This is a genomic window from Staphylococcus sp. IVB6240 (assembly GCF_025558425.1).
Taxonomy (GTDB): domain Bacteria; phylum Bacillota; class Bacilli; order Staphylococcales; family Staphylococcaceae; genus Staphylococcus.
In genome coordinates this window covers 1,185,408-1,206,209 of sequence record NZ_CP094718.1, presented here as the reverse complement: position 1 = coordinate 1,206,209, position 20,802 = coordinate 1,185,408, and the positions used below count along the sequence as shown (strand labels likewise).

Here is a 20,802-nt window from a genome sequence, read left to right as displayed (position 1 = left end):
CCTCCGACATTAGTATACATTCATTTTACTAAAGGATTCGTAGCAATTCAATTTTTCTATATCCAAATTTTTTAAATTGTCACTAATAGATCGTTGTCTGTTCTACTGTGTATTGTTCAAGTCTCTGTTTCACTTCTTTTAAGAATAAACCAGCTTGAAGACCGTCTAAGATACGATGATCAATAGATAAACACAAGTGCACCATATGACGGATCGCAATCATATCATCAATGACGACAGGTCTTTTTACAATAGATTCGACTTGAAGTATCGCAGCTTGAGGGTGGTTAATAATGCCCATTGAACTCACGGAACCAAAAGTGCCTGTGTTATTAACCGTGAAAGTGCCTCCTGACATGTCTTCCGAACTTAGCTGACCATTGCGTGCTTTTGACGCTAATGTATGAATTTCTTTAGCAATCCTTTTAATGGACTTCTCATCAGCATGATGAATCACAGGAACATACAATTGATCTTCATGCGCAACAGCAATGGATAAATGAATGTCATCATGGACAACAATCTCATCATCGTGCCATGAACTGTTTAGCAGTGGATATTTTTTTAAAGCCTCTGCAACGGCCTTGATGAAAAAGGCGAAGTAAGTCAAATTATATCCTTCTTGAGCTTGAAATGATGTTTTATAATGCTGACGTGTTTTTACTAATTCTGTAGCATCTACTTCAATTTGCATCCAAGCATGCGGGATTTCTTGGACACTCGTTGTCATTTTTTGTGCAATTTGACGACGTACCCCTTTTACAGGAATATTGTTTTGACTCGAACTTTTGATATTATGTGTTGATTCAGGCTGTGATTTGATAGCAGACGGGTTGTTATTTGGGGTATTTTGCTGCTGCTTACTATTTTCAATAAAAGATGTGATATCTTTTTTCGTTACACGACCTTCAAATCCTGTCCCAATGACCTGACTTAAATCAATCTGATACTCTGATGCCATTTTTACAACAACTGGTGAGTAGCGACCATTATTATTAGTATGTTGAGATGCTGTAGACGTTTGTTTTGTATCATGAACATGTTCTTTTTCTTCACTCATCGACACGTCGTCTTTTTTAACTTCTATGTTTTCGTCCAGCTGTGTATCCGTTTCAATAGAACAAATCACTGTCCCAATGCTAACTGTATCACCTGGTTCAACGTGTAAAGCTGTAATCACGCCTGCATATGATGATGGTACTTCTGCTGTCACCTTATCGGTCATCACTTCACAGAGCGCATCATATTCTTCTATACGATCTCCCACCTTAACGAGCCATTGTTCTATCGTTCCTTCATGTACACTTTCCCCGAGTTTGGGCATTTTAATATCCATAGATGAGCCTCCTTAAAATTCAGCAAGTTCGCGCATTTTATTTTTTATTTTATTTGGATTGATCATAAATTCATCTTCTAGAGGGGGTGAGAATGGCATTGCAGGTACATTTGGACCCGCAAGTCTCATGACTGGAGCATCCAACTCGAATAGACAATTTTCAGCAATAATCGCCGCGACCTCTGACATAATGCTGCCTTCTAGATTATCTTCTGTCACAAGTAGACATTTACCCGTTTGTTTTGCACGATCAATAATCGTCTCTTTGTCTAATGGATACACGGTGCGTAAATCAACCACTTCAACACTGATACCTTCTTCTTCTAATTCTTCGGCTGCTTCAATACATTGACTTACAGCAAGACCATAACTAAAGACTGTAATATCTGATCCATGACGTTTTACATCAGCCTTCCCTAATGGCACTGTATAATAGTCAGTCGGTACGTCTCCTTTTAATAAACGATATGCTTTCTTGTGCTCAAAATATAAAACAGGATCATTTGACGCAATAGCACTTAAGAGCAATCCTTTGGCATCATATGGATTGGATGGAATGACAATCGTTAAACCTGGTGTTGATGCAAAGACACTTTCAATACTCTGTGAGTGATAAAGTGCACCGTGTATACCACCACCAAATGGCGCACGTATTGTCAGAGGTACTTGCCAATCATTATTTGAACGATAGCGCATTTTAGCCGCTTCACTCATAATTTGATTAGTGGCAGGTAATATATACTCAGCAAATTGAATTTCAGCAATCGGTCTTTTCCCCATCATGGCAGCACCAATGGCTGAGCCTACGATATTAGATTCTGCAAGTGGCGTGTCTAATACACGATATAAACCAAACTTCTCTTGCAGGCCAGCAGTGACACCAAATACGCCCCCTTTTTTGCCCACATCTTCCCCAAGTATGAATGTTTGTGGATCTTGATCTAATGCAATATGTAATGCATCTTTAATGGCTTCAAGGTAAGAAATTTTAGGCATTGAAAGGACCTCCTTTTTCATATACATGTGTATAAGTTTCACTCACTTCCGGATATGGTGCATTTTCTGCTTCTTTGGTTGCGTCATTGACTATGGATTGGTGTACTTGTTCAGTTTTTTCAAGCCAAGTATGATCAATGAGTTGTTGTTCAAGTAAATATTGTTTGAATAAATGGTTACAGTCTTGTTCTTGATCGGCTTTTTTCAATGCATCATCACGATAGCGATCGTCATCATCTGATGAATGGGCAGTTAATCTCGTACACATGGCTTCAATCAATGTGCCCCCCTCACCTTTTAACGCACGTTTTCTCGCCTCTTTAACAGCTTTATAGACTGCAATGGGGTCATTGCCATCAACTGTAATACCAAACATGCCGTAACCTTTTGCACGATCTGAAAGTCGTTCGGCACCATACTGTAAATCTTTTGAAACGGATATTGCATATTGATTGTTTTCAATAATGCAAATGAAAGGTAGCTTATGAACACCTACAAAGTTAAGCCCCTCGTGAAAGTCTCCTTGATTCGAACTTCCTTCGCCGAGTGTGGATAAAGCAACTTGTGGCTTATTATCCATCTTAAAAGTAAGTGCAGCACCAATTGCATGTAATAATTGTGTTGCTACTGAAGACCCTTGTGACATAATACCAATTTCTTTTTTACTGAAATGAGAAGGCATTTGTTTGCCACCTGAACTGACATCGTCTCGTTTGCCGAAAACAGAATACATCGTTTCTAGAGGTGTTATACCGAGATATGTCACCAGTGCCAAGTCACGATAATAGGGTGCCGTCACATCTCCTTTTTCTAATGCATATGCTGCCCCCACTTGTGTCGCTTCTTGGCCTTGGCAACTAATAACAAATGGAATTTTGCCTGCGCGATTTAAGAGCCACATACGTTCATCTATTTTTCGAGCTAAGTCCATAGCTTGATAGATGGACTGTAAATCTTGTTTCTCTAATTGTGTTTCTTTATAATCTAACATCACAGTTCCTCCCTAATATTTACAGATGAATGGCTTGTTTTTCGTATTTCAAACCAAGTTCCATAAGTAATTCAGACATTGATGGATGTGCATGTGTGGTCATCCCTAACTCTAAAGCTGAGCCATCTAAAAATTTTAAAAGACTTAACTCATTAATTTGTTCAGTTACGTTTTGTCCGATTAAGTTTGCGCCTAAAACGGTGCCATCCGTCTTATCAACAATCAGCTCAGCAAAACCATTTGGAACGTCCCCCGACATAATCATCGCCTTACCGTTTGTTTTAAATGGTGCTTTGACGGTATCCACCTTATATCCTTGTTTTGTTGCAGCTTCAATTGATAAACCGATAGAAGCAATTTCTGGATTGCTATAAATGCATCTAGGCATGACAGTATAGTCAATTGGAAGCGATGATTGTTGAAACATATGTTCAACAGCAATCACCCCTTCTTTTGCGCCAACATGTGCAAGTTGTAAGTGTCCAATGACATCACCTGAAGCATAAATATGTGATGACTTTGTCTGCATAAATCTATTTGTTTCAATTGTATGATCCGAATTAATAACGACATCTGTATTATGCAAACCGAGATCTTGCGTATTTGCACGCCGACCAATAGCTACTAGTGCTAAATCCGTAGTAAAAGATTGGTCTAAACTAAATGAGACGCCTTCTTGTGAAACGGTTGTATTTTGTTCATTTAAAGCAATGCCTGTATGGAAAGTAACCCCTAGTTTTCTTAAGTTTTTAATGAGTTGCTCACTTATCGAACGGCTTTCGTTTATCTGAATAGTGTCTGCCGCTTCTATTACATGAACATCAACGCCTACTTGACTGAAAAATGATGCAAACTCGATGCCGATCACGCCAGCACCAATAATCGTAATAGATTCAGGTAATGTCTTCATGGTTAAAATGTCATTACTTGTTACGACACGTTTATGATCAATGGGTAAAAATGGAAGTGTAATGGATGATGAACCGGTTGCAACTAGTACATAATCATTTGGTAATAGTTCTGACTGTCCATCGTCATACGTGACGGATACAGTCCCACTCTGTGGAGAAAATATGGAAGCACCTAACAATCGTCCTTCTCCATGAAAGACATCAATTTTGTGCTGTTTTATGAGGGTTTGTAAGCCGTGATACATGTTTTTCACGATGTGGTTTTTTCGTTCTAATACTTTTGGAAAATGAAAGGTAGGTTTTGAAGTGGAAATGCCATATTGTTCGGCATGTTGAATTAGTTGATAGGTATCAGCTGATTTTAAGAAGGATTTCGTTGGGATGCAACCGCTATGTAAACAGGTGCCTCCAAGTTGGGATTTCTCTACAATTGCAACTTTCTTCCCAAGCTGCGTGGCTCGAATGGCTGCTGAATAACCACTGATGCCACCACCAAGGATGACTAAATCATATTTTTCTTGAGTCATTAAGTGTCTCCCCTAACAATAAGAACTGACAGATATTTCATGACGATAAGCTTTCAATGCTTGCTCTGCTAATGTGACCATTTCATATTCACCTGCAAAAACAGTGACAGGCGCAATCCATTCGGTGTGTTCGCTGATAAGATTTACAAATGGCTTACTATAACTTAAACCACCTGTTAAAAGAATCTGGTCGACTTGCCCTTTTAGAACGGCTGCACGTTCTGCAATCATTTTACTGATTTGAATCATAAAGGCGTCTATAAGTATTGTCACATTTTTTTGCTTTTTATACTGCGACATAATGCTTTTAAAATCTGTCGACTGTGTATAAGCTTGAATACCAGCATGGCGTGTGATGTAATCTTTCATATCATTGACCGAATAATGGTTGTCTTCTGCAAATTTTAAAAGTAGGTCATTAGGAATTGTACCTGAACGTGTCAATGCCATAGGTCCTTCACCGTATAACGCATCATTTACATCAATCACTTCACCATGGTGATGAGCAGCAATACTCACGCCCCCGCCTAGATGCGCAACAATAAGATTGAGGTCATGATAAGACTTATTTACTTTGTTTGCATAACGACGTGCTACTGCTTTGTGATTCAATGCATGAAAGATACTTTTGCGCTTAATACTAGGTATTCCTGTTAAACGTACTTCATCGATAAGTTCGTCAATGACTACAGGGTCAGTCGTATACACTGGAATGTCATATGCCTTTCCAATTTGGTAGCCAATAATGCCACTTAAATTGGCAGCATGTTTTCCATATTTACCATCTAAAAGATCGTCATACATCATATCATTTACGACATATGTGCCACCTTTTATAGGCTTTAAAAGACCGCCCCTGCAGGCAATCATGTCAATATCTTTAATTTGGAAATCATTGTTTTCGAGTGTCTGTTCGATGCTTGTTTGACGTTCATTAATTTGTTCAAAAACGGGTCGAGATAACATCACTGCATCATGTATCAAATTTTCTTCATAAAGACATTTTTCCGATTGATAAACAGCAATTTTACTAGATGTACTGCCTAGGTTTAGAACTAAAATGAATGCCATAATTATCACCTACTTATAAAAGACATCTCGATTGACTTAGTATACTGCTAAAAAAATTATTTTACAAGAATTTTCATTGCGAGTTGAATGGCATTGATTTTGTTTGACATACTGTCTGCTCTTGATGTTAAAACGATTGGAAAACGTGCCCCTATTACAACACTTGCCACTTGTGCATGACCAAAATAAGTCAGTGATTTATATAGTGCATTACCAACATCTAAGTGAGGCACAATAATCACATCAGCATCTCCGGCAACTTCTGATTGGATCCCTTTTTGAAGCGCGCTTTTCTTATCGATGATATTGTCGAGTGCAAAGGGACCGTCAACCATTAATGATGATGTATCTTGTTTCATAAACATATTTTTGATTTCCTGAGCTTGAATAGAAGAAGGTAGTTTTGACTGTATTGTTTCTGTAGATGAAAGTAGTGCGATTTTTAATGTTTTATAATCAAGTTGTTTAGCGAATATTGAAATATTATCAATCATTGCTTTCATGTCTGATTTAGTCGGCTGAATATTTAGAGCAACATCAGATATCATTAATGGTTTATGATAATCTGGTATATCAAATAGTGCGACATGATTTAAAAAATGTTGCCCCTGCTTACTGTTGTGTTTTAAAACAGCTGATAACAAATGAGATGTCGGTATGTGCCCTTTCATAAGAATGTTTGCACGACCATCATCTAAATCTTTCATACACTGTGTTAATGCATCTTCTTCGGATTCAAAAGTCTGCATACTGATACGCGCGAACATATTAGCTGTTAGATCAAAAGAACGAATTAATTCTGAAACATCTTGGGTATTATATAAAGAAAATGAAGCTGTTGTTGTTTCAAGTATATGGCATATCACACGAATCGTTGTTTCATTATGCGCATTGACCACAGCAATATGAACGTCTGATGGCGTCTGTACAGTTAACATTTGTTCGAAAGACATCAATCATCCCACCTTATTAATTAAAAGTTTGATTTTGTTCTATCATTTCTTTTGCACTTTGTTTCGTTAAATCTGTGACAACTGCACCTGAAATCATACGTGCAACTTCTTCAATGCGATCCTCACCCGTTAATTCTTGAACCGATGTTGTTGTTCTATCATCTTTTTCACGTTTAGAAATATAGAGATGATGATCACTCATTGACGCAACTTGCGGTAAATGGGAAATACAAATCACTTGAATTACAGATGCAATTTGTTTCATCTTTTCGGCCATTTTTTGCGCTGCTTGACCAGATACACCTGAATCCACCTCATCGAATAAAATAGCTGTTTGGCCACGTGAACTGACGAAGATACTCTTAAGTGCTAACATAATTCGCGAAAGTTCCCCACCACTAGCAATTTTGTTTAAACTTTTTAAAGGTTCTCCTTTATTAGGACTAATTAAAAATTCAATATGTTCAATGCCATCTTTTTGAGGTTTTTCATAAGGCTTAAATGAAATTTCTAGATTTGCATCTTTCATTTGTAAATTTTGAATTTCTTGTACAATATGGTCACGTAATGTTCTAGCTACTTTACGACGTTCTTGTGATAATTTTTTACCATCTGTCATTAATTGCTCAGCTAATTGTTGAATATCAGCACGTAATTGCGCTGTTGATTCTTCATAGTTTTCTATTTTATTTATTTCATCTTCAAGTTTCGTCTGATACGTGATTAATTCTGGAATATCTTTTCCATATTTACGTTTTAAATTATTCAATAAATTCATACGTGACTCTAATTCATTTAACATTTGCTCATCAAAGTCATTCTGATTCATTTCATCATACAATTGATGTTTTGTATCTTCTAATAAATAGTAAAACTGATCTACTTGCTCTTTTAATGATGCATACGTATCAGGTAAAATTTGATCAATATTTTGTAACTGTGTGCTGAGCTCATACAGACGATCAGTAATCGCATGTTCATCTGTTAATGTGATATAAGCATTATTTAATGCCAAACTTAATTGCTCTGAGTTTTGTATGCGTTTAATATCTGTCTCTAATTGTGTCACTTCATCTTCTTGGAGTTTAGCTTCTTTCAATTCTTCATACTGGAACTTCATTAAGTCTAAGCGTTGTAAAAGCGCTTGATCTGCTGACTCTAATTCTGCAAGTTCAGCTAATTTTTTTTGATGTAAATCATATGTGTCATGGTATGCATTAAGCGCATCATCATAGCCACCATCAGCATATTTATCGAGTAACTCAACATGATATTTTTGTTTTAATAAAGCTTGTGTTTCGTGCTGACCATGTATATCCAAGAGTTCTTGCATAACTTGACGTAAATCATGTAATGTCACAGTTTGGTTATTAATTCGACAAACACTTTTTCCAGAATTAAATATTTCGCGTTTTACAATTAAAAAATCCTCATTAATATCGATACCTAATTCACTTAACATATGAATGGCTTCTTTGGCGTTATCAATATCAAAAAGACCTTCTATAATTGCTTTTTTCTCCCCGTGGCGTACAAAATCAGATGAAGCACGCATACCAATCAACTGACCGATTGCATCAATAATAATAGACTTACCTGCACCTGTTTCCCCGCTTAATACAGTTAAGCCATCTGAAAATTGAATTTCAAGTTCATCAATAATAGCAAATTGTTTAATTGATAGACTTTGTAACATGTTTATCTCATCCTTATAACATATTAAAAATTTGATTTTTGATTGTTTCAGCATCTTGCTTGCTACGGCATATAATTAAACATGTATCATCGCCGCAAATCGTACCAAGTACTTCTTCCCAATCAATCTGATCTAAAATAGCACCGATGGATTGAGCGTTCCCTGGTAAAGTTTTCAAAACAAGCAAGTTATCGGTACCATCAATTTTCACAAATGAATCCATCAAATATCGCCCTAATTTTTCAAGTGGATGGTAGCGACGATCATTTGGCAAACTATAAATATATTCCCCGGTTGGTGTTGGCACTTTAATAAGTTGTAGCTCTTTAATATCTCGTGAAACAGTTGCTTGTGTCACATTCATATCAAAGTCATTTAATCGTTTTACAAGTTCATCTTGTGTCTCTATCTGTTCATTCGAAATAATTTCTCTAATCTTTATATGTCTAACCGATTTTTTAGGCATAATATGCACCCCATAACGAATATTTATACAAAGATTTTAGCATAAGTTGAATCATTATCATACTTGTTCTATTCGTATAAGTGAAGAAATATCAAGTAATTGAACAAGATTACGAATAAAGAGAAATTTGATTTTTCTAATAAATCATTGTTTGAATATGCATAAAATTGTAGTGGAACTTACATTTAACATAGTTATTTATAAATGAAATCAGCATATGAATCTGAATATACATCATTTTATTTTTACATCAGTGGATACAAAAATGCTCATGCTCTCTTGTTCTATTTATGCAAAAATAAAATGAAGACATGATGCATCTTTTAAAATCGTTTATGAGACCTATTGACAATAGCGAAAGAAAATATTTATATTCTTGAGGTATGTAAGGACAGATTTCTACAGTTATTTGACATATGAAGTATGCATTAGTTTGTCGTTTCAATAATTGAGAAATGCAGATGTAAGATTAAGTTCATTTTTTTCTATTTACATTTTGAGATATGATAATAGGTAAAAGGAAACAACAAACAAATATAACAGTAAATAAACCACCATTCATTATTGATCAACTCCTTACTTAATATCATTTTACACTATCGCTATCAACAATAAAAGTTGTTCATTAAAAGCAACTATTTTAAAGCCAATGAAAATAACCCTATAGATGGTCACACAATGCTGTGTCCCTCTATAGGGTGCTTATATATTTCAAACATTTTTTGAATTCTATTTATTATTTTAAAAGTGCTTTAACAGTTAGTTCTATTGAAGCTGCATCTAATCCGATATCTTGAAGAATTTGTTCAACGTCACCGTGTTCAATGTAAATATCATCGATACCTAGACGTTTCAACTTATTATGATAAGCATGGTCTGTCATAAAGTTACTGATGAGACTACCAAGACCACCATTTAACATATTCTCTTCAACTGTGATAATCGGAATATTGGATTTACCAAGTTGATGTAGTAAATCAATATCCATAGGTTTAAGGTAACGTGCATTTATGAGTGTTGCATGAATGTTTTGTTCTTTTAGGGAAGCTGCCACTTGTTTAATGGTATCAACAGTTGGACCATAAGCAATCAAAGCCACGTCTGTCCCTTCACTGATTGTTTCCCATTTTCCTATTGGCAATGCTTCTCTTTTATCACTCATTTCAACGCCCAGACCATTTCCACGAGGATATCTAATTGCTATTGGCCCATCTTGATATTCCATGGCTGTATAAACCATGTCCTTCGCTTCATTTTCATCTTTTGGCATCATCACTACCATGTTTGGAAATTGTGTTAAGAAGCCAATGTCAAAGACGCCTTGATGCGTTTCTCCATCAGCACCTACAAGGCCCGAACGATCAATACCAAAGATGACATTTAACTTTTGTCGGTCAACATCATGCAATACCTGATCATAAGCGCGTTGTAAGAATGTAGAGTAAATTGCGACATAAGGTCTCATGCCTTCAATTGCTAAACCTGCAGCCATTGTGACAGCATGCTGTTCTGCAATTCCCACATCAAAGAATTGATCTGGAAGCTCAGATTGGAATTTTGTCAGTTTAGAACCTACTGGCATAGCAGGTGTTATCGCCACGACACGTTTATCATTTCGTGCATAAGATAAAATTTCATCGGACATTAACTGACTCCATGAAGGTCCCTTAGGCTGACCTTTAATTTGTTCACCTGTGTCAAGTTTGTATGGTCCTAGACCATGCCAAGTACCAATCTTATCATTTTCAGCTGGATGGTAACCTTTCCCTTTTTTCGTGACAACATGTATAAGCACAGGTTTCTCAATAGAGTCTGCTGTCTTAAGTGCATGTTCTAACTCTTCAAAGTTATGACCATCTACAGGCCCAATGTAACGAATACCTAATTCTTCAAAAAATGCACCATCTACAACTAAATATTTTATACTATCTTTCAGTCTGTCAGCAGATTCACGAAGTCGACTACCACCAGGTATACGACTTAATACTGTTTCAGCATCTACTTTCAAACGATTATAGCCTTGATTCATACGAATACGACCTAACATATTGTGCATAGCGCCAACATTAGGTGCAATACTCATTTCATTGTCATTTAAAATAATTGTCATGTTTGTGCGATCATGACCGATACTGTTTAAAGCTTCTAATGCCATACCGCCCGTTAGTGCCCCATCACCAATGATTGGTATGATATGATTAGAATGACCTAAAATATCTCTTGCTTTGGCCATACCCATTGCAGCAGACAGTGAAGTAGAACTATGTCCTGCTTCCCATACGTCATGCTCTGATTCTCTTAACTTTGGAAAACCGCATAATCCTTTATATTGTCTTAATGTATCAAATTGATTTGCGCGTCCCGTCAAAATTTTATGAATGTAGCTTTGATGCCCAACATCCCAAATAATTTTATCACTTGGACTGTGATAGTGTTTATGTAATGCAATTGTTAATTCAACGACACCTAGGTTTGCTCCGATATGCCCACCAGTTACAGAGCATTTTTCTATTAAAAATTGACGTATATTTTCGCTCAATGATTCAAGTTCTTCTACAGAAAGACTTTTTAAGAATGACGGATCCTTAATCGTACGTATATCCATATTCATATCACCCTTTATCTTTATCTCTTTCGATTATACCACCCATTTATCTGTCGAGATAGAAATAAATTAATTTTGACGTTGATAAAAAAGTTTTAACAAATAATCTAAATCAGTTGTATCATATTTTTGAGAAAGTGTAGTTAAAATGGCTTCGGCATCAGCAACTTGACGTGCCAAAATGGCTTCAGCATCTTCACGACCTAATAAAGTTACATATGTCGATTTATTATTCGCATCGTCACTACCCGTTTGTTTCCCTAATGATTCAGTCGTGCCGTATTGATCCAGCAAATCATCTTTTATTTGAAAAATGATACCTAAGTAATCTGCAAAATCAATAAGCTGTTGTTGTTCAGTCTTATCAATATTTGCAATAATTGTCGCTGCTTCTACAGCGAATCTAATTAAAGCGCCCGTTTTATGACGGTGGATTTGTTCAAGAATTGTTAGTGGTACTTTTAGTGACTCACTTTGCATATCTAGTGTTTGTCCACCTACCATACCACGGTGACCACTCGCATGACTTAATGCCGAAATCAATTTCACACGTGTTTCAGCATCTAATTGTGTATCATCACTGATGACTTCAAATGCTTTTGTTAAGAGTGAATCACCAGCCAGAATCGCTAACCATTCACCATATACCTTATGGTTTGTTGGTTTACCACGACGTAGATCATCATCATCCATTGCAGGCAAATCATCATGTATTAAAGAGTATGTGTGTATCATTTCTAGCGCTAGAGCCGTATGTAATCCTAAATGACTTTGATTAGGTTTTAACATCTCTAAAGTTGCTAAAAGTAATAAAGGACGTACTCGTTTGCCACCCGCCTCTAAAGAATAGCGCATACTTTTTTCAAGGTCGGTCTCTAATTTTGAGTGCTCAATACTCGTCTCTAATGTTTCATTAAAAGTTGCTAACAGTTTATTCAGACTTTGATTCATTGACATCATCAGCCTCATCTTCAATTAATTTTGAAACTTTATTTTCTGCTTCTTTTAAAGTTTTTTCACATGCTTTTGAAAGTGCAATACCTTTTTGATATAACGCAAGTGATTCTTCAAGAGAAATGGTGTCATTATCTAATTGTTTAACGATTTCTTCTAATTCATGCATCATTGTTTCAAAAGATTGGTTATCTGTTGTCATCGTCATACCCCACCTTTTCAATAATGGCATCCACCTTGCCATCTTTCATTGTTATTTCAATTGCGTTTCCTGAAGATAAATCACGGCTACTTGTTATAACATCGCCGTCTTTTTTAACAATTGAGTATCCACGCAACATCGTTTTAGTTGGACTTAAGTTATCCAAAGAGGTAACTTGTTGAACCAACGCTTGTTCTTTTTGTCTCAATCGTTGTTTAATCTGTTGATTTAATGTTTCTTTTGATTGACTGATCTTATGTTGATTGTTTTTGATTGAATCATATAAATGACGAACATAAAAACGTTGTTCCAATAATTGTAACCGTTGTTGTTGCTTTTGGATAATCATGTCCATGGCTTGATGCATGGTTCTATCTAAATCATCTCTTTTTTGAATGTGTTGCTCATAAAGCAATGTGGGTTGCTTAAATTTATAGTAATCTTGATATCTTGTTAACGATTGTCTCGCATGTTTTAAATATTGATTAATATATCGATTTAAATAGTTTTGACTCTTTTCTAATAATTGATACAACTCTTGTTGGTCTGGTGTTGCAATCATGGCTGCTTGTGTGGGTGTTGCCGCACGAACATCTGCCACATAATCACTAAGGGTTGTATCCGTTTCGTGTCCCACCGCAGAGATAACGGGTGTGTTGCAGTCGAATATTGCTTTCACAACGATTTCTTCGTTAAAACTCCACAGATCTTCAATAGAACCACCACCACGGCCTACGATAATCGTATCAACATCTAAAGAATCTGCATATTTTAATTTTTCTACGATATCTTCAGCAGCTTGTGTTCCTTGAACGAGCGCACTGATTTTTACTGGCTCAACCAGTGGGTATCTACTTTGTATTGTATTTAAAATATCTCGAATTGCTGCACCAGTACTTGCTGTGATAATCGCTATTTTCTTAGGATACTGTGGAATGGGCTTTTTATGTGCAGCATCAAAATATCCTTCTTTTGTAAGCTTTAATCTAAGCTGTTCATATTTTTGGTAAAGATTACCAATGCCATCCAATTGCATTTTGTTGACATAGATTTGATAGCTACCACGACGCTCATAGACGGATACACGTGCCTCAACGATAACTTGATCCCCTTCTTTAGGGTTAAAATCAAGTTGATTTGCAACACCTTTAAACATCATTGCGTTAATCACACTATTTTCATCTTTTAATGCAAAATAGAGATGCCCACTGCTATGACGTTTAAAGTTAGAAAGCTCTCCTTTTATGAGCACTGATTGGAGATGTGGATCCTGGTCAAACTTATACTTGATATATTTAGTTAATGCAGAGACCGTTAAATATTTTTCCATGATATCACTCAATCTTAGTTAATATTACTTAATACCCCATTCACAAACTTGTAATGGTCATCGTCCGAGAATTGCTTTGTTAGTTCCACAGCTTCATTAATAATGACCTTTGGAGGCGTGTCACTATGAAGAAGCTCAAACGTTGCCATTCTTAAAATAATACGATCAGATTTTAATAAACGTGGAATCGTCCAACCATTTAGATGTGGTGAAATGGTCTCATCTAACACTGGTTCGTGATCTTTAACGCCAGAAACAAGCCATTGAATAAAGTCAAAATCAAGATCTGGATAATCATCTTTAATAAAACTGATTGCTTCATCAATGGTTAAATCTGAATTTTTCATTTCTAGTTGAAATAAAGTTTGGAAAGCTTGGCTTCTCGCTTGTTTTCTACTCATGTTAATGCTCCATTCTGTCAAAATTAGCTTTTAGGCTTGCCCATATCGATGTGTGTAATATGCACATTGACTTGTTTTGGTGTTAATGCCGTCATTGTTTTAATTGCATTATGAATTGACTCCTGTACTTTTAATGCCGTATCTGAAATATTCACACCATATTTTAATGAACAATAAACATTGATAATAATTTCATTATCTGATGTTTCAATTTTGACACCTTTACTTAAATTTTTACGACCTAGGCGTTCTAGCGTTGAATTCTTTTTATCTGAGAACATGCCATGAACACCCTTGACCTCAGAAGCAGCAATACTCGCAATGACTGAGATAACTTCAGGTACGATTTCTACATTTCCTAGGTTAGGATTATAATTTTCAATTGATTTTGACATTGTTTTAACCTCCGTTTTGGTTATACTTCTTCATTCATCACATCATGAATATCTAAAAATTTCGTATTAAAAATGCCTTTTTGGAAGACTGGATGTTGGAGTAAACGAATATGGAATGGTACGGTCGTATCAATCCCCATTATGACAAATTCATTTAATGCACGTAAACTTGTTTGAATAACCTCTTCACGTGTTTCACCATGTATAATTAATTTCGCAACCATCGAATCATAGTATGGTGGAATGGTATAGTTCATATAACATGCAGAATCTATTCTGACCCCATAGCCACCTGGTGTGAGGTATTGTGTAATGACGCCTGGAGACGGCATAAAGTTTTTGTATGGATTTTCAGCATTGATACGAAACTCCATCGCATGTCCACAAATTTTAATATCCTCTTGTTTATATGGTAATGCTTCACCCATAGCTACTTTGAGTTGTAATTTTAATAAATCTACACCAGTGACAGCTTCAGTGACTGGATGCTCAACTTGAATCCTAGTATTCATCTCCATGAAATAGAACGCATCATCATCTAAATCATAAATAAATTCAATTGTCCCTGCGTTGTAATAGCCAACTGCTTGAGCTGCTCGTACAGCGGCTTCACCCATTTCTGTTCTTTTTTTATCAGTTAAAATGGGCGATGGTGATTCTTCAACGAGCTTTTGCATACGTCTTTGAATCGTACAATCACGTTCACCTAAATGAATGACATTGCCATGTTCATCACCAATGATTTGAATTTCTATATGGCGGAAATTTTCAATGAATTTTTCAAGATACAGGCCCCCATTGCCAAATGCTGTTTCTGCTTCTTGTTGTGTCATCTTGTATCCATTAATTAAAGATTCTTCATCGCGTGCAATGCGAATCCCTTTGCCTCCACCACCGGCAGTTGCTTTAATAATGACTGGGTAACCGATATCGTTTGCTGTTTCAATTGCCTCATCTATCGTATTAACAAGTCCATCACTTCCTGGTACAACAGGGACATTGGCGCGTTTCATTTCTTCCTTTGCGACATCTTTAATGCCCATTTTTTGTATGGATTGATAGCTAGGCCCTATAAATTTCAACTGAACGGCTTCACAAAGCTCTGCAAAGTCGCTGTTTTCAGCTAAAAAGCCATATCCAGGATGAATACCGTCACATCCTGTTGATGTTGCGATAGAAAGGATGTTCGGAATATTTAAGTATGAATCTTTAGATTGCTTAGGCCCCACACAGTATGCTTCATCAGCTAGTTGAGTATGTAATGCATCTTTATCGCCTTCAGAATAAATGGCTACTGTTTGAATCCCTAATTCATGGCATGCACGTATAATACGTACAGCAATCTCACCACGATTGGCCACTAATACTTTTTTCATGTTATTTCACCTTGAACAATGCTTGGCCATACTCAACCATTTGACCGTCTTCTACTAATACTTCAACAATTTCACCAGTGACTTCAGCTTGAATTTCGTTGAATAGCTTCATTGCTTCTAAAATACAAACTGTTGTTTCAGGACTGACTTGGTCTCCAATTTGAACATAAGGGCTTTCTTCAGGTGAAGGTGCCTTATAGAATGTACCGACCATAGGTGCGTTAATTGTTTTGAGATCAGACGTATCTTCTGTGATAACAGGTTCTGCTGATTCAACAGATACAGGTTCTGGATTGATTTGTGCAACATTTGGAACAGATGCAGCTGTTACGTGTTGCGTAATCTTTTCTTTTTTTAAACTAATCTTTGATTCTTTATTTTCAATTTTAATTTCCGTTAAACTAGATTGATCCAGCATTTCAATTAATTCTTTTATCTCATTAAAGTTCATATTGGTTACTCCCTCATTAATGATTTGTATTTAATCATTTTACTTGAGGGATAGGGTCAATTCAAGCAAAGTCATAATTGATAGGTGTTAACTAATGTCGAAAAAACTGGGAAATTCAAATGTAAATTTGATTTTCCCAGTCGCATAATTATGAACGTGAAACGTAGCTACCATCAGAAGTATTGATGACTAATACGTCTCCTTGGTTTACAAATAATGGTACGTTTAAAGAATAGCCAGTTTCAACTGTTGCTGACTTAGTTGCACCTGTTGCTGTATCACCTTTGATACCAGGTTCTGTTTCAGTTACTTCAAGTTCAACAGTTTTTGGTAATTCAATACCAATTGTTTCTCCTTCGTATGTTTGAATATGAACATCCATGTTTGCTTTCAAGAACTTTAATTCGTGTTCTAAATATGCAGTTGATAATTCAGTTTGTTCAAAAGTTTCGTTGTCCATGAAGATATGTGTGTCACCGTCTGCATATAAATATTGCATACGACGATTTTCAATCATAGCTGGCTCAACTTTTTCGCCACCACGGAATGTTTTTTCTTGAATGGCACCTGTACGTAAGTTACGTAATTTTGATCTTACGAATGCAGCACCTTTCCCTGGTTTAACGTGTTGGAATTCTAATACTTTCCAAATACCATTATCTACTGAAATGGTTAATCCTGTTTTAAAATCATTTACAGAAATCATTATGTTTCCTCCTCAGAATCACTCTTCTTTTAAAATAATAAGGTCTTTTGTTGAATTAGTAAAGCATTGACCGCCATTTTCTTGAATTAAAATATCATCTTCAATGCGAACACCACCTAAACCATTTACATAGATACCCGGTTCGATCGTCACGCAATGATTTGGTACTAGAACATTATCTGCTTTATGTGATAAATTAGGGCCCTCATGAATCTCTAAACCAATACCATGTCCGAGTGAGTGACCAAAGTTCTCACCGTATCCTGCTTCGGCAATAATATCACGTGCAATTTTATCAACTTCAACGCCTGTCATACCTGCCTTAATTTGTGATACAGCCGTCTTTTGTGCTTCTAACACGATATTATAAATTTTAATCATTTCATCTGAAGGTTGTCCGACAGCAAATGTACGTGTAATGTCAGAAACATAGCCATTATAATAAGCACCAAAATCTAATGTAACCATATCGCCTGACTCAATCACTTTGTCAGATGCGACACCGTGTGGTAAGGCACCACGATAACCAGAAGCTACAATTGTATCAAATGACGTATCGTCTGCACCTAAATGCAACATCTTACTTTCTAGGTGTGCTTTTAATTCTTTTTCTGTCATCCCTGGTTTGGCAACAGTTAAAATATATTCGTAGGCTTTATCTACAATTTCAGCAGCTTTTTGAATATTTGCGATTTCTGCTTCATCTTTAACCATTCTGACTTCCTCGATTTCTTGTCCGATTGGTAATAATTCATGTGACCCTTCATTAAGCTTTACGTATGTGTCATATGAAACGAGATGGCCTTCAAAACCCACTTTTTGATATTTGTTTTCTTGAATATGCGTTTTTAATGTTGAAACCAGGTCCCCTTGTTGTTCAACAATTGTAAACGCATCTGCTTGTTTCGTCGCTTGTTCTGTATAGCGAAAATCTGTGAATAGCAACAGTTCAGACTCCGTAATGATCAACGCGCCACTTGTACCAGAGAACCCTGATAGATAGCGGCGATTATAGTCTGTCAATACGAGTAATGCATCCAAATCTTGATCCTTTAATATTTGTCTTGCCTTTTCAGTACGGTGTTTCAATAAAACCCCCTCCTAGAATATTTGTACTTATTTATATGATACCTTAAAATAGAGTGATGTATAGCGTAAAACATCGAAACAGGAGTTAAAAATGAAAAAAATTATATTTTTAAGCTTTAGTACATTTGTGTTATTGGCAGGTTGCGGTAATCAAAATCTGCTTCCTCTAGAAGAACAAAGTACAAAACTTCAAGAATCGAATCATGAATTAAAATTAGAAAATCAATCATTGAAAAATGATAATGCATCAAAAGAAAAGCATTTAGCTGCATTGGTTAAGGATACGAAAGATACGAAAAAAGCGAGAGAAAACCATCAAATCGCAAGTTATTACGAAGTGTCTTCAAAATATTATAGTGACGTAACAAGTATTATTAATGCCTATGAAACATTAGACAGAGAGGTTTTAGAGAATAAAAGAAAAGAAAAAGTAATAGAAAAATTAGAAGCTGTTATTGATGACCATGAGTTGGCCGTTGAGCGTTATAAAGATGATGCAGAGATACTGAATGTTGTAGAAAAAGATGAGCAAGTGAAAAAACAGCATAAAGACGTTCAAAATGTCCAAAAAACAGTCCATGATTCCTTCCAAACAATTCGAAAAGGTTATGTTAAAAAAGATGAGAAAATGATTCAAGAAGGACGTCAAAAATTAACAAATATTAAAGTTGATACGTCTGATGGAGCACAACAACAATAAGGAGGATAAATATGAGTGTTTTTCAAAAGATTTTATTTGGGTTTATAGCACTGATCGCATTTATTGGGCTTATTATGAATCTCGAGGCATTTTTATATAGTATTACAAATACACTTATAACAATGATTGTAATAATAGGTGTCATTTATTTAGTCTATTTCTTCTTTTTTCTTACTGAAGATCAAAGAAAATATAAAAAAGCTGTTTGGAAAAATAAATGGAAATATCGTAAACGCAGATAAAAAAAGAAGAGGCAGTATGTCATTATTTAATATAATAGATGACATACTGCCTTGTTTCTATTTTCGATATAAAAATTCTTTAGAACGATATTTCTCTTCAAGTGATCTGACTTCTTCTAACTGTGCCTCTGTAAGCGCTAATGGCTTAAATTCAATATTAAGTCCTTTTTGGAATCCTTCTTTAAAGGCTTTTTCCATTTCTTCAAGTGTCACATGTCTATCTGATAAATCATTAATTGCAATGGCTTTTTCAACGAATGCTTCTTTCATTTTTGCTTTTAAGCGATCATTTTTAAAGATGAACATATCAAATAAGTCATCAATATCAACATCTTGTAAAATAGAACCGTGTTGAAGAATAACCCCTTTTTGTCTTGTCTGTGCGCTACCTGCAATTTTTTTACCTTCTACGACGAGTTCATACCAGCTTGGTGCGTCAAAGCATACAGAACTTCTAGGCTGTTTCAATTTTTCGCGCTCTTCTTTTGAACGTGGAATAGAAAAATATGCATCAAAGCCTAATAATTTAAAGCCTTCAAGTAAGCCGTTAGAAATGACTCTATACGCTTCAGTGACGGTTTTAGGCATGTCTGGATGAGATTCTGGCACAATGACACTATATGTTAACTCTTTGTCATGTAATACTCCTCTTCCCCCTGTTTGTCGACGGACTAAACCGTAACCTTTTTCTTTTACTTTATCGATATCGATTTCCTTCTCTAATCGCTGAAAGTATCCAATTGATAGTGTGGGTGGAGACCATGTATAGAAGCGGACAACAGGATCAATTTCGCCTCTTGAAACAAAATTGAGCAATGCCTCATCTAATGCCATATTATAGTATGGATCATGGCTACCTGTATGAATAAAATGCCAAGTTTCAGTCACAATTATTGCCTCCATTTGCTGAGTTGTCTATGTCACATTTCGATATGTTATTTTAACATAAAAATTTTGATAATTTATCTTATCAGTCTTATAATAATAATATCGGTATTTGAGGGAGGATGCAAGATGAGTAATACAGCTGTGATTATTTTAATCATTTTAGCCGCTCTTATTGTTTGGATGGTTGTCCAATTTATGTTGAATAAAAGAGCAGTAAATGAATTAAATCAAGATGAATTTCAACAAGGTTTACGTAAAGCGCAAGTCATCGATTTACGTGAAAAAGCGGATTATGACTATGGTCATATTATTGGGGCTAGAAATATTCCAATGACAGTGTTTCGCCAGCGTTATCAAGGGTTAAGAAAAGATCAGCCAATTTACTTAGTAGATGCAAATGGTATCGCAAGCTACAGAGCGGCAAGAACGCTAAAAAGAAAAGGTTATCAAGAATTATATATGCTTAAAGGCGGATACAAAAAGTGGACTGGTAAAGTAAAGTCCAAAAAATAATAA

22 protein-coding genes are annotated in these 20,802 nt (G+C 35.8%); 3 read left to right on the top strand and 19 right to left on the bottom strand.

Features of this window, described 5'->3' with window-relative positions:
• Positions 1-82: 82 nt before the first annotated feature.
• From MUA88_RS05905 to MUA88_RS05820, 18 genes are all read right to left on the bottom strand, one after another.
• Positions 83-1,336, bottom strand: coding sequence for a dihydrolipoamide acetyltransferase family protein (locus MUA88_RS05905; protein ID WP_262603271.1), 1,254 nt, complete (start codon positions 1,334-1,336; stop codon positions 83-85).
• Positions 1,337-1,348: 12 nt separating this feature from the next.
• On the bottom strand, positions 1,349-2,332 hold the full coding sequence (locus MUA88_RS05900; RefSeq protein WP_262605210.1) for an alpha-ketoacid dehydrogenase subunit beta: 984 nt from the start codon (positions 2,330-2,332) through the stop codon (positions 1,349-1,351).
• Positions 2,325-3,323, bottom strand: a complete 999-nt coding sequence (locus MUA88_RS05895) for a thiamine pyrophosphate-dependent dehydrogenase E1 component subunit alpha (RefSeq protein ID WP_262603269.1) — start codon at positions 3,321-3,323, stop codon at positions 2,325-2,327. The genes MUA88_RS05900 and MUA88_RS05895 overlap by 8 nt, the downstream gene beginning before the upstream one ends.
• A gap of 19 nt (positions 3,324-3,342) precedes the next feature.
• The gene (lpdA, locus tag MUA88_RS05890) at positions 3,343-4,761 is read right to left on the bottom strand and encodes a dihydrolipoyl dehydrogenase (RefSeq protein WP_262603268.1); all 1,419 of its coding nucleotides are present in this window, start codon (positions 4,759-4,761) and stop codon (positions 3,343-3,345) included.
• 12 nt (positions 4,762-4,773) lie between these two features.
• A complete protein-coding gene (buk, locus tag MUA88_RS05885; protein ID WP_262603267.1) occupies positions 4,774-5,832 on the bottom strand; it encodes a butyrate kinase in 1,059 nt (352 codons plus the stop codon).
• Between the two features lie 56 nt (positions 5,833-5,888).
• Positions 5,889-6,785 (bottom strand): phosphate acyltransferase, encoded by an 897-nt coding sequence (locus MUA88_RS05880; RefSeq protein WP_262605209.1) that lies wholly within the window; start codon positions 6,783-6,785, stop codon positions 5,889-5,891.
• 16 nt (positions 6,786-6,801) lie between these two features.
• Positions 6,802-8,481 carry a DNA repair protein RecN gene (gene recN, locus MUA88_RS05875; RefSeq protein ID WP_262605208.1) on the bottom strand — a complete coding sequence of 560 codons (1,680 nt, stop codon included), beginning with the start codon at positions 8,479-8,481 and terminating at the stop codon, positions 6,802-6,804.
• Positions 8,482-8,494: 13 nt separating this feature from the next.
• On the bottom strand, positions 8,495-8,947 hold the full coding sequence (gene ahrC / locus MUA88_RS05870) for a transcriptional regulator AhrC/ArgR (protein ID WP_262558230.1): 453 nt from the start codon (positions 8,945-8,947) through the stop codon (positions 8,495-8,497).
• A 736-nt stretch (positions 8,948-9,683) separates the two neighbouring features.
• A complete protein-coding gene (gene dxs / locus MUA88_RS05865; protein WP_262605946.1) occupies positions 9,684-11,552 on the bottom strand; it encodes a 1-deoxy-D-xylulose-5-phosphate synthase in 1,869 nt (622 codons plus the stop codon).
• A gap of 69 nt (positions 11,553-11,621) precedes the next feature.
• Positions 11,622-12,503: a polyprenyl synthetase family protein gene (locus MUA88_RS05860; RefSeq protein ID WP_262605124.1), complete on the bottom strand. Its 882-nt coding sequence runs from the start codon at positions 12,501-12,503 to the stop codon at positions 11,622-11,624.
• Positions 12,484-12,708 (bottom strand): exodeoxyribonuclease VII small subunit, encoded by a 225-nt coding sequence (locus MUA88_RS05855; protein ID WP_262603264.1) that lies wholly within the window; start codon positions 12,706-12,708, stop codon positions 12,484-12,486. Before MUA88_RS05855 ends, MUA88_RS05860 begins: the two co-directional genes overlap by 20 nt.
• Positions 12,695-14,038 carry an exodeoxyribonuclease VII large subunit gene (gene xseA / locus MUA88_RS05850; protein WP_262603263.1) on the bottom strand — a complete coding sequence of 448 codons (1,344 nt, stop codon included), beginning with the start codon at positions 14,036-14,038 and terminating at the stop codon, positions 12,695-12,697. The genes MUA88_RS05855 and xseA overlap by 14 nt, the downstream gene beginning before the upstream one ends.
• Positions 14,039-14,052: 14 nt before the next feature.
• Positions 14,053-14,439 carry a transcription antitermination factor NusB gene (gene nusB / locus MUA88_RS05845; protein WP_262603262.1) on the bottom strand — a complete coding sequence of 129 codons (387 nt, stop codon included), beginning with the start codon at positions 14,437-14,439 and terminating at the stop codon, positions 14,053-14,055.
• Positions 14,440-14,462: 23 nt separating this feature from the next.
• Positions 14,463-14,834 (bottom strand): Asp23/Gls24 family envelope stress response protein, encoded by a 372-nt coding sequence (locus tag MUA88_RS05840; RefSeq protein WP_262603261.1) that lies wholly within the window; start codon positions 14,832-14,834, stop codon positions 14,463-14,465.
• 20 nt (positions 14,835-14,854) lie between these two features.
• Entirely contained in the window at positions 14,855-16,210 is a 1,356-nt protein-coding gene (gene accC, locus MUA88_RS05835) for an acetyl-CoA carboxylase biotin carboxylase subunit (protein ID WP_262605207.1), read from the bottom strand.
• A gap of 1 nt (position 16,211) precedes the next feature.
• Positions 16,212-16,661, bottom strand: coding sequence for an acetyl-CoA carboxylase biotin carboxyl carrier protein (gene accB / locus MUA88_RS05830; RefSeq protein WP_262603259.1), 450 nt, complete (start codon positions 16,659-16,661; stop codon positions 16,212-16,214).
• Positions 16,662-16,809: 148 nt separating this feature from the next.
• A complete protein-coding gene (efp, locus tag MUA88_RS05825) occupies positions 16,810-17,367 on the bottom strand; it encodes an elongation factor P (RefSeq protein ID WP_262603258.1) in 558 nt (185 codons plus the stop codon).
• Between the two features lie 18 nt (positions 17,368-17,385).
• Complete coding sequence (locus MUA88_RS05820) at positions 17,386-18,456, bottom strand: M24 family metallopeptidase (protein ID WP_262605206.1); 1,071 nt, start codon at positions 18,454-18,456, stop codon at positions 17,386-17,388.
• Between the two features lie 91 nt (positions 18,457-18,547).
• Here MUA88_RS05820 and MUA88_RS05815 point away from each other — a divergent pair, with 91 nt between their 5' ends.
• Positions 18,548-19,156 (top strand): hypothetical protein, encoded by a 609-nt coding sequence (locus MUA88_RS05815; protein WP_262603256.1) that lies wholly within the window; start codon positions 18,548-18,550, stop codon positions 19,154-19,156.
• A gap of 11 nt (positions 19,157-19,167) precedes the next feature.
• Positions 19,168-19,398, top strand: a complete 231-nt coding sequence (locus MUA88_RS05810) for an SA1362 family protein (RefSeq protein WP_262603255.1) — start codon at positions 19,168-19,170, stop codon at positions 19,396-19,398.
• A 57-nt stretch (positions 19,399-19,455) separates the two neighbouring features.
• Here the strand turns inward: MUA88_RS05810 and MUA88_RS05805 are convergent, their stop codons facing one another.
• Positions 19,456-20,286 carry a lipoate--protein ligase family protein gene (locus tag MUA88_RS05805; protein ID WP_262605205.1) on the bottom strand — a complete coding sequence of 277 codons (831 nt, stop codon included), beginning with the start codon at positions 20,284-20,286 and terminating at the stop codon, positions 19,456-19,458.
• Positions 20,287-20,412: 126 nt separating this feature from the next.
• On the opposite strand from MUA88_RS05805, the gene MUA88_RS05800 reads away from it, so the two are divergent.
• Positions 20,413-20,799, top strand: a complete 387-nt coding sequence (locus MUA88_RS05800) for a rhodanese-like domain-containing protein (RefSeq protein WP_262603253.1) — start codon at positions 20,413-20,415, stop codon at positions 20,797-20,799.
• The last annotated feature ends 3 nt before the right edge of the window (positions 20,800-20,802 follow it).

Coding starts and splice junctions, on each gene's coding strand:
- MUA88_RS05800 (WP_262603253.1), top strand. CDS start 20,413: ATGAGTAATACAGCTGTGATTATTTTAATCATTTTAGCCGCTCTTATT.
- MUA88_RS05905 (WP_262603271.1), bottom strand. CDS start 1,336: ATGGATATTAAAATGCCCAAACTCGGGGAAAGTGTACATGAAGGAACG.
- efp (WP_262603258.1), bottom strand. CDS start 17,367: ATGATTTCTGTAAATGATTTTAAAACAGGATTAACCATTTCAGTAGAT.
- accB (WP_262603259.1), bottom strand. CDS start 16,661: ATGAACTTTAATGAGATAAAAGAATTAATTGAAATGCTGGATCAATCT.
- buk (WP_262603267.1), bottom strand. CDS start 5,832: ATGGCATTCATTTTAGTTCTAAACCTAGGCAGTACATCTAGTAAAATT.
- MUA88_RS05880 (WP_262605209.1), bottom strand. CDS start 6,785: ATGTCTTTCGAACAAATGTTAACTGTACAGACGCCATCAGACGTTCAT.
- ahrC (WP_262558230.1), bottom strand. CDS start 8,947: ATGCCTAAAAAATCGGTTAGACATATAAAGATTAGAGAAATTATTTCG.
- MUA88_RS05860 (WP_262605124.1), bottom strand. CDS start 12,503: ATGAATCAAAGTCTGAATAAACTGTTAGCAACTTTTAATGAAACATTA.
- MUA88_RS05900 (WP_262605210.1), bottom strand. CDS start 2,332: ATGCCTAAAATTTCTTACCTTGAAGCCATTAAAGATGCATTACATATT.
- xseA (WP_262603263.1), bottom strand. CDS start 14,038: ATGGAAAAATATTTAACGGTCTCTGCATTAACTAAATATATCAAGTAT.
- MUA88_RS05895 (WP_262603269.1), bottom strand. CDS start 3,323: ATGTTAGATTATAAAGAAACACAATTAGAGAAACAAGATTTACAGTCC.
- dxs (WP_262605946.1), bottom strand. CDS start 11,552: ATGGATATACGTACGATTAAGGATCCGTCATTCTTAAAAAGTCTTTCT.
- MUA88_RS05810 (WP_262603255.1), top strand. CDS start 19,168: ATGAGTGTTTTTCAAAAGATTTTATTTGGGTTTATAGCACTGATCGCA.
- MUA88_RS05840 (WP_262603261.1), bottom strand. CDS start 14,834: ATGTCAAAATCAATTGAAAATTATAATCCTAACCTAGGAAATGTAGAA.
- MUA88_RS05815 (WP_262603256.1), top strand. CDS start 18,548: ATGAAAAAAATTATATTTTTAAGCTTTAGTACATTTGTGTTATTGGCA.
- lpdA (WP_262603268.1), bottom strand. CDS start 4,761: ATGACTCAAGAAAAATATGATTTAGTCATCCTTGGTGGTGGCATCAGT.
- accC (WP_262605207.1), bottom strand. CDS start 16,210: ATGAAAAAAGTATTAGTGGCCAATCGTGGTGAGATTGCTGTACGTATT.
- nusB (WP_262603262.1), bottom strand. CDS start 14,439: ATGAGTAGAAAACAAGCGAGAAGCCAAGCTTTCCAAACTTTATTTCAA.
- recN (WP_262605208.1), bottom strand. CDS start 8,481: ATGTTACAAAGTCTATCAATTAAACAATTTGCTATTATTGATGAACTT.
- MUA88_RS05855 (WP_262603264.1), bottom strand. CDS start 12,708: ATGACAACAGATAACCAATCTTTTGAAACAATGATGCATGAATTAGAA.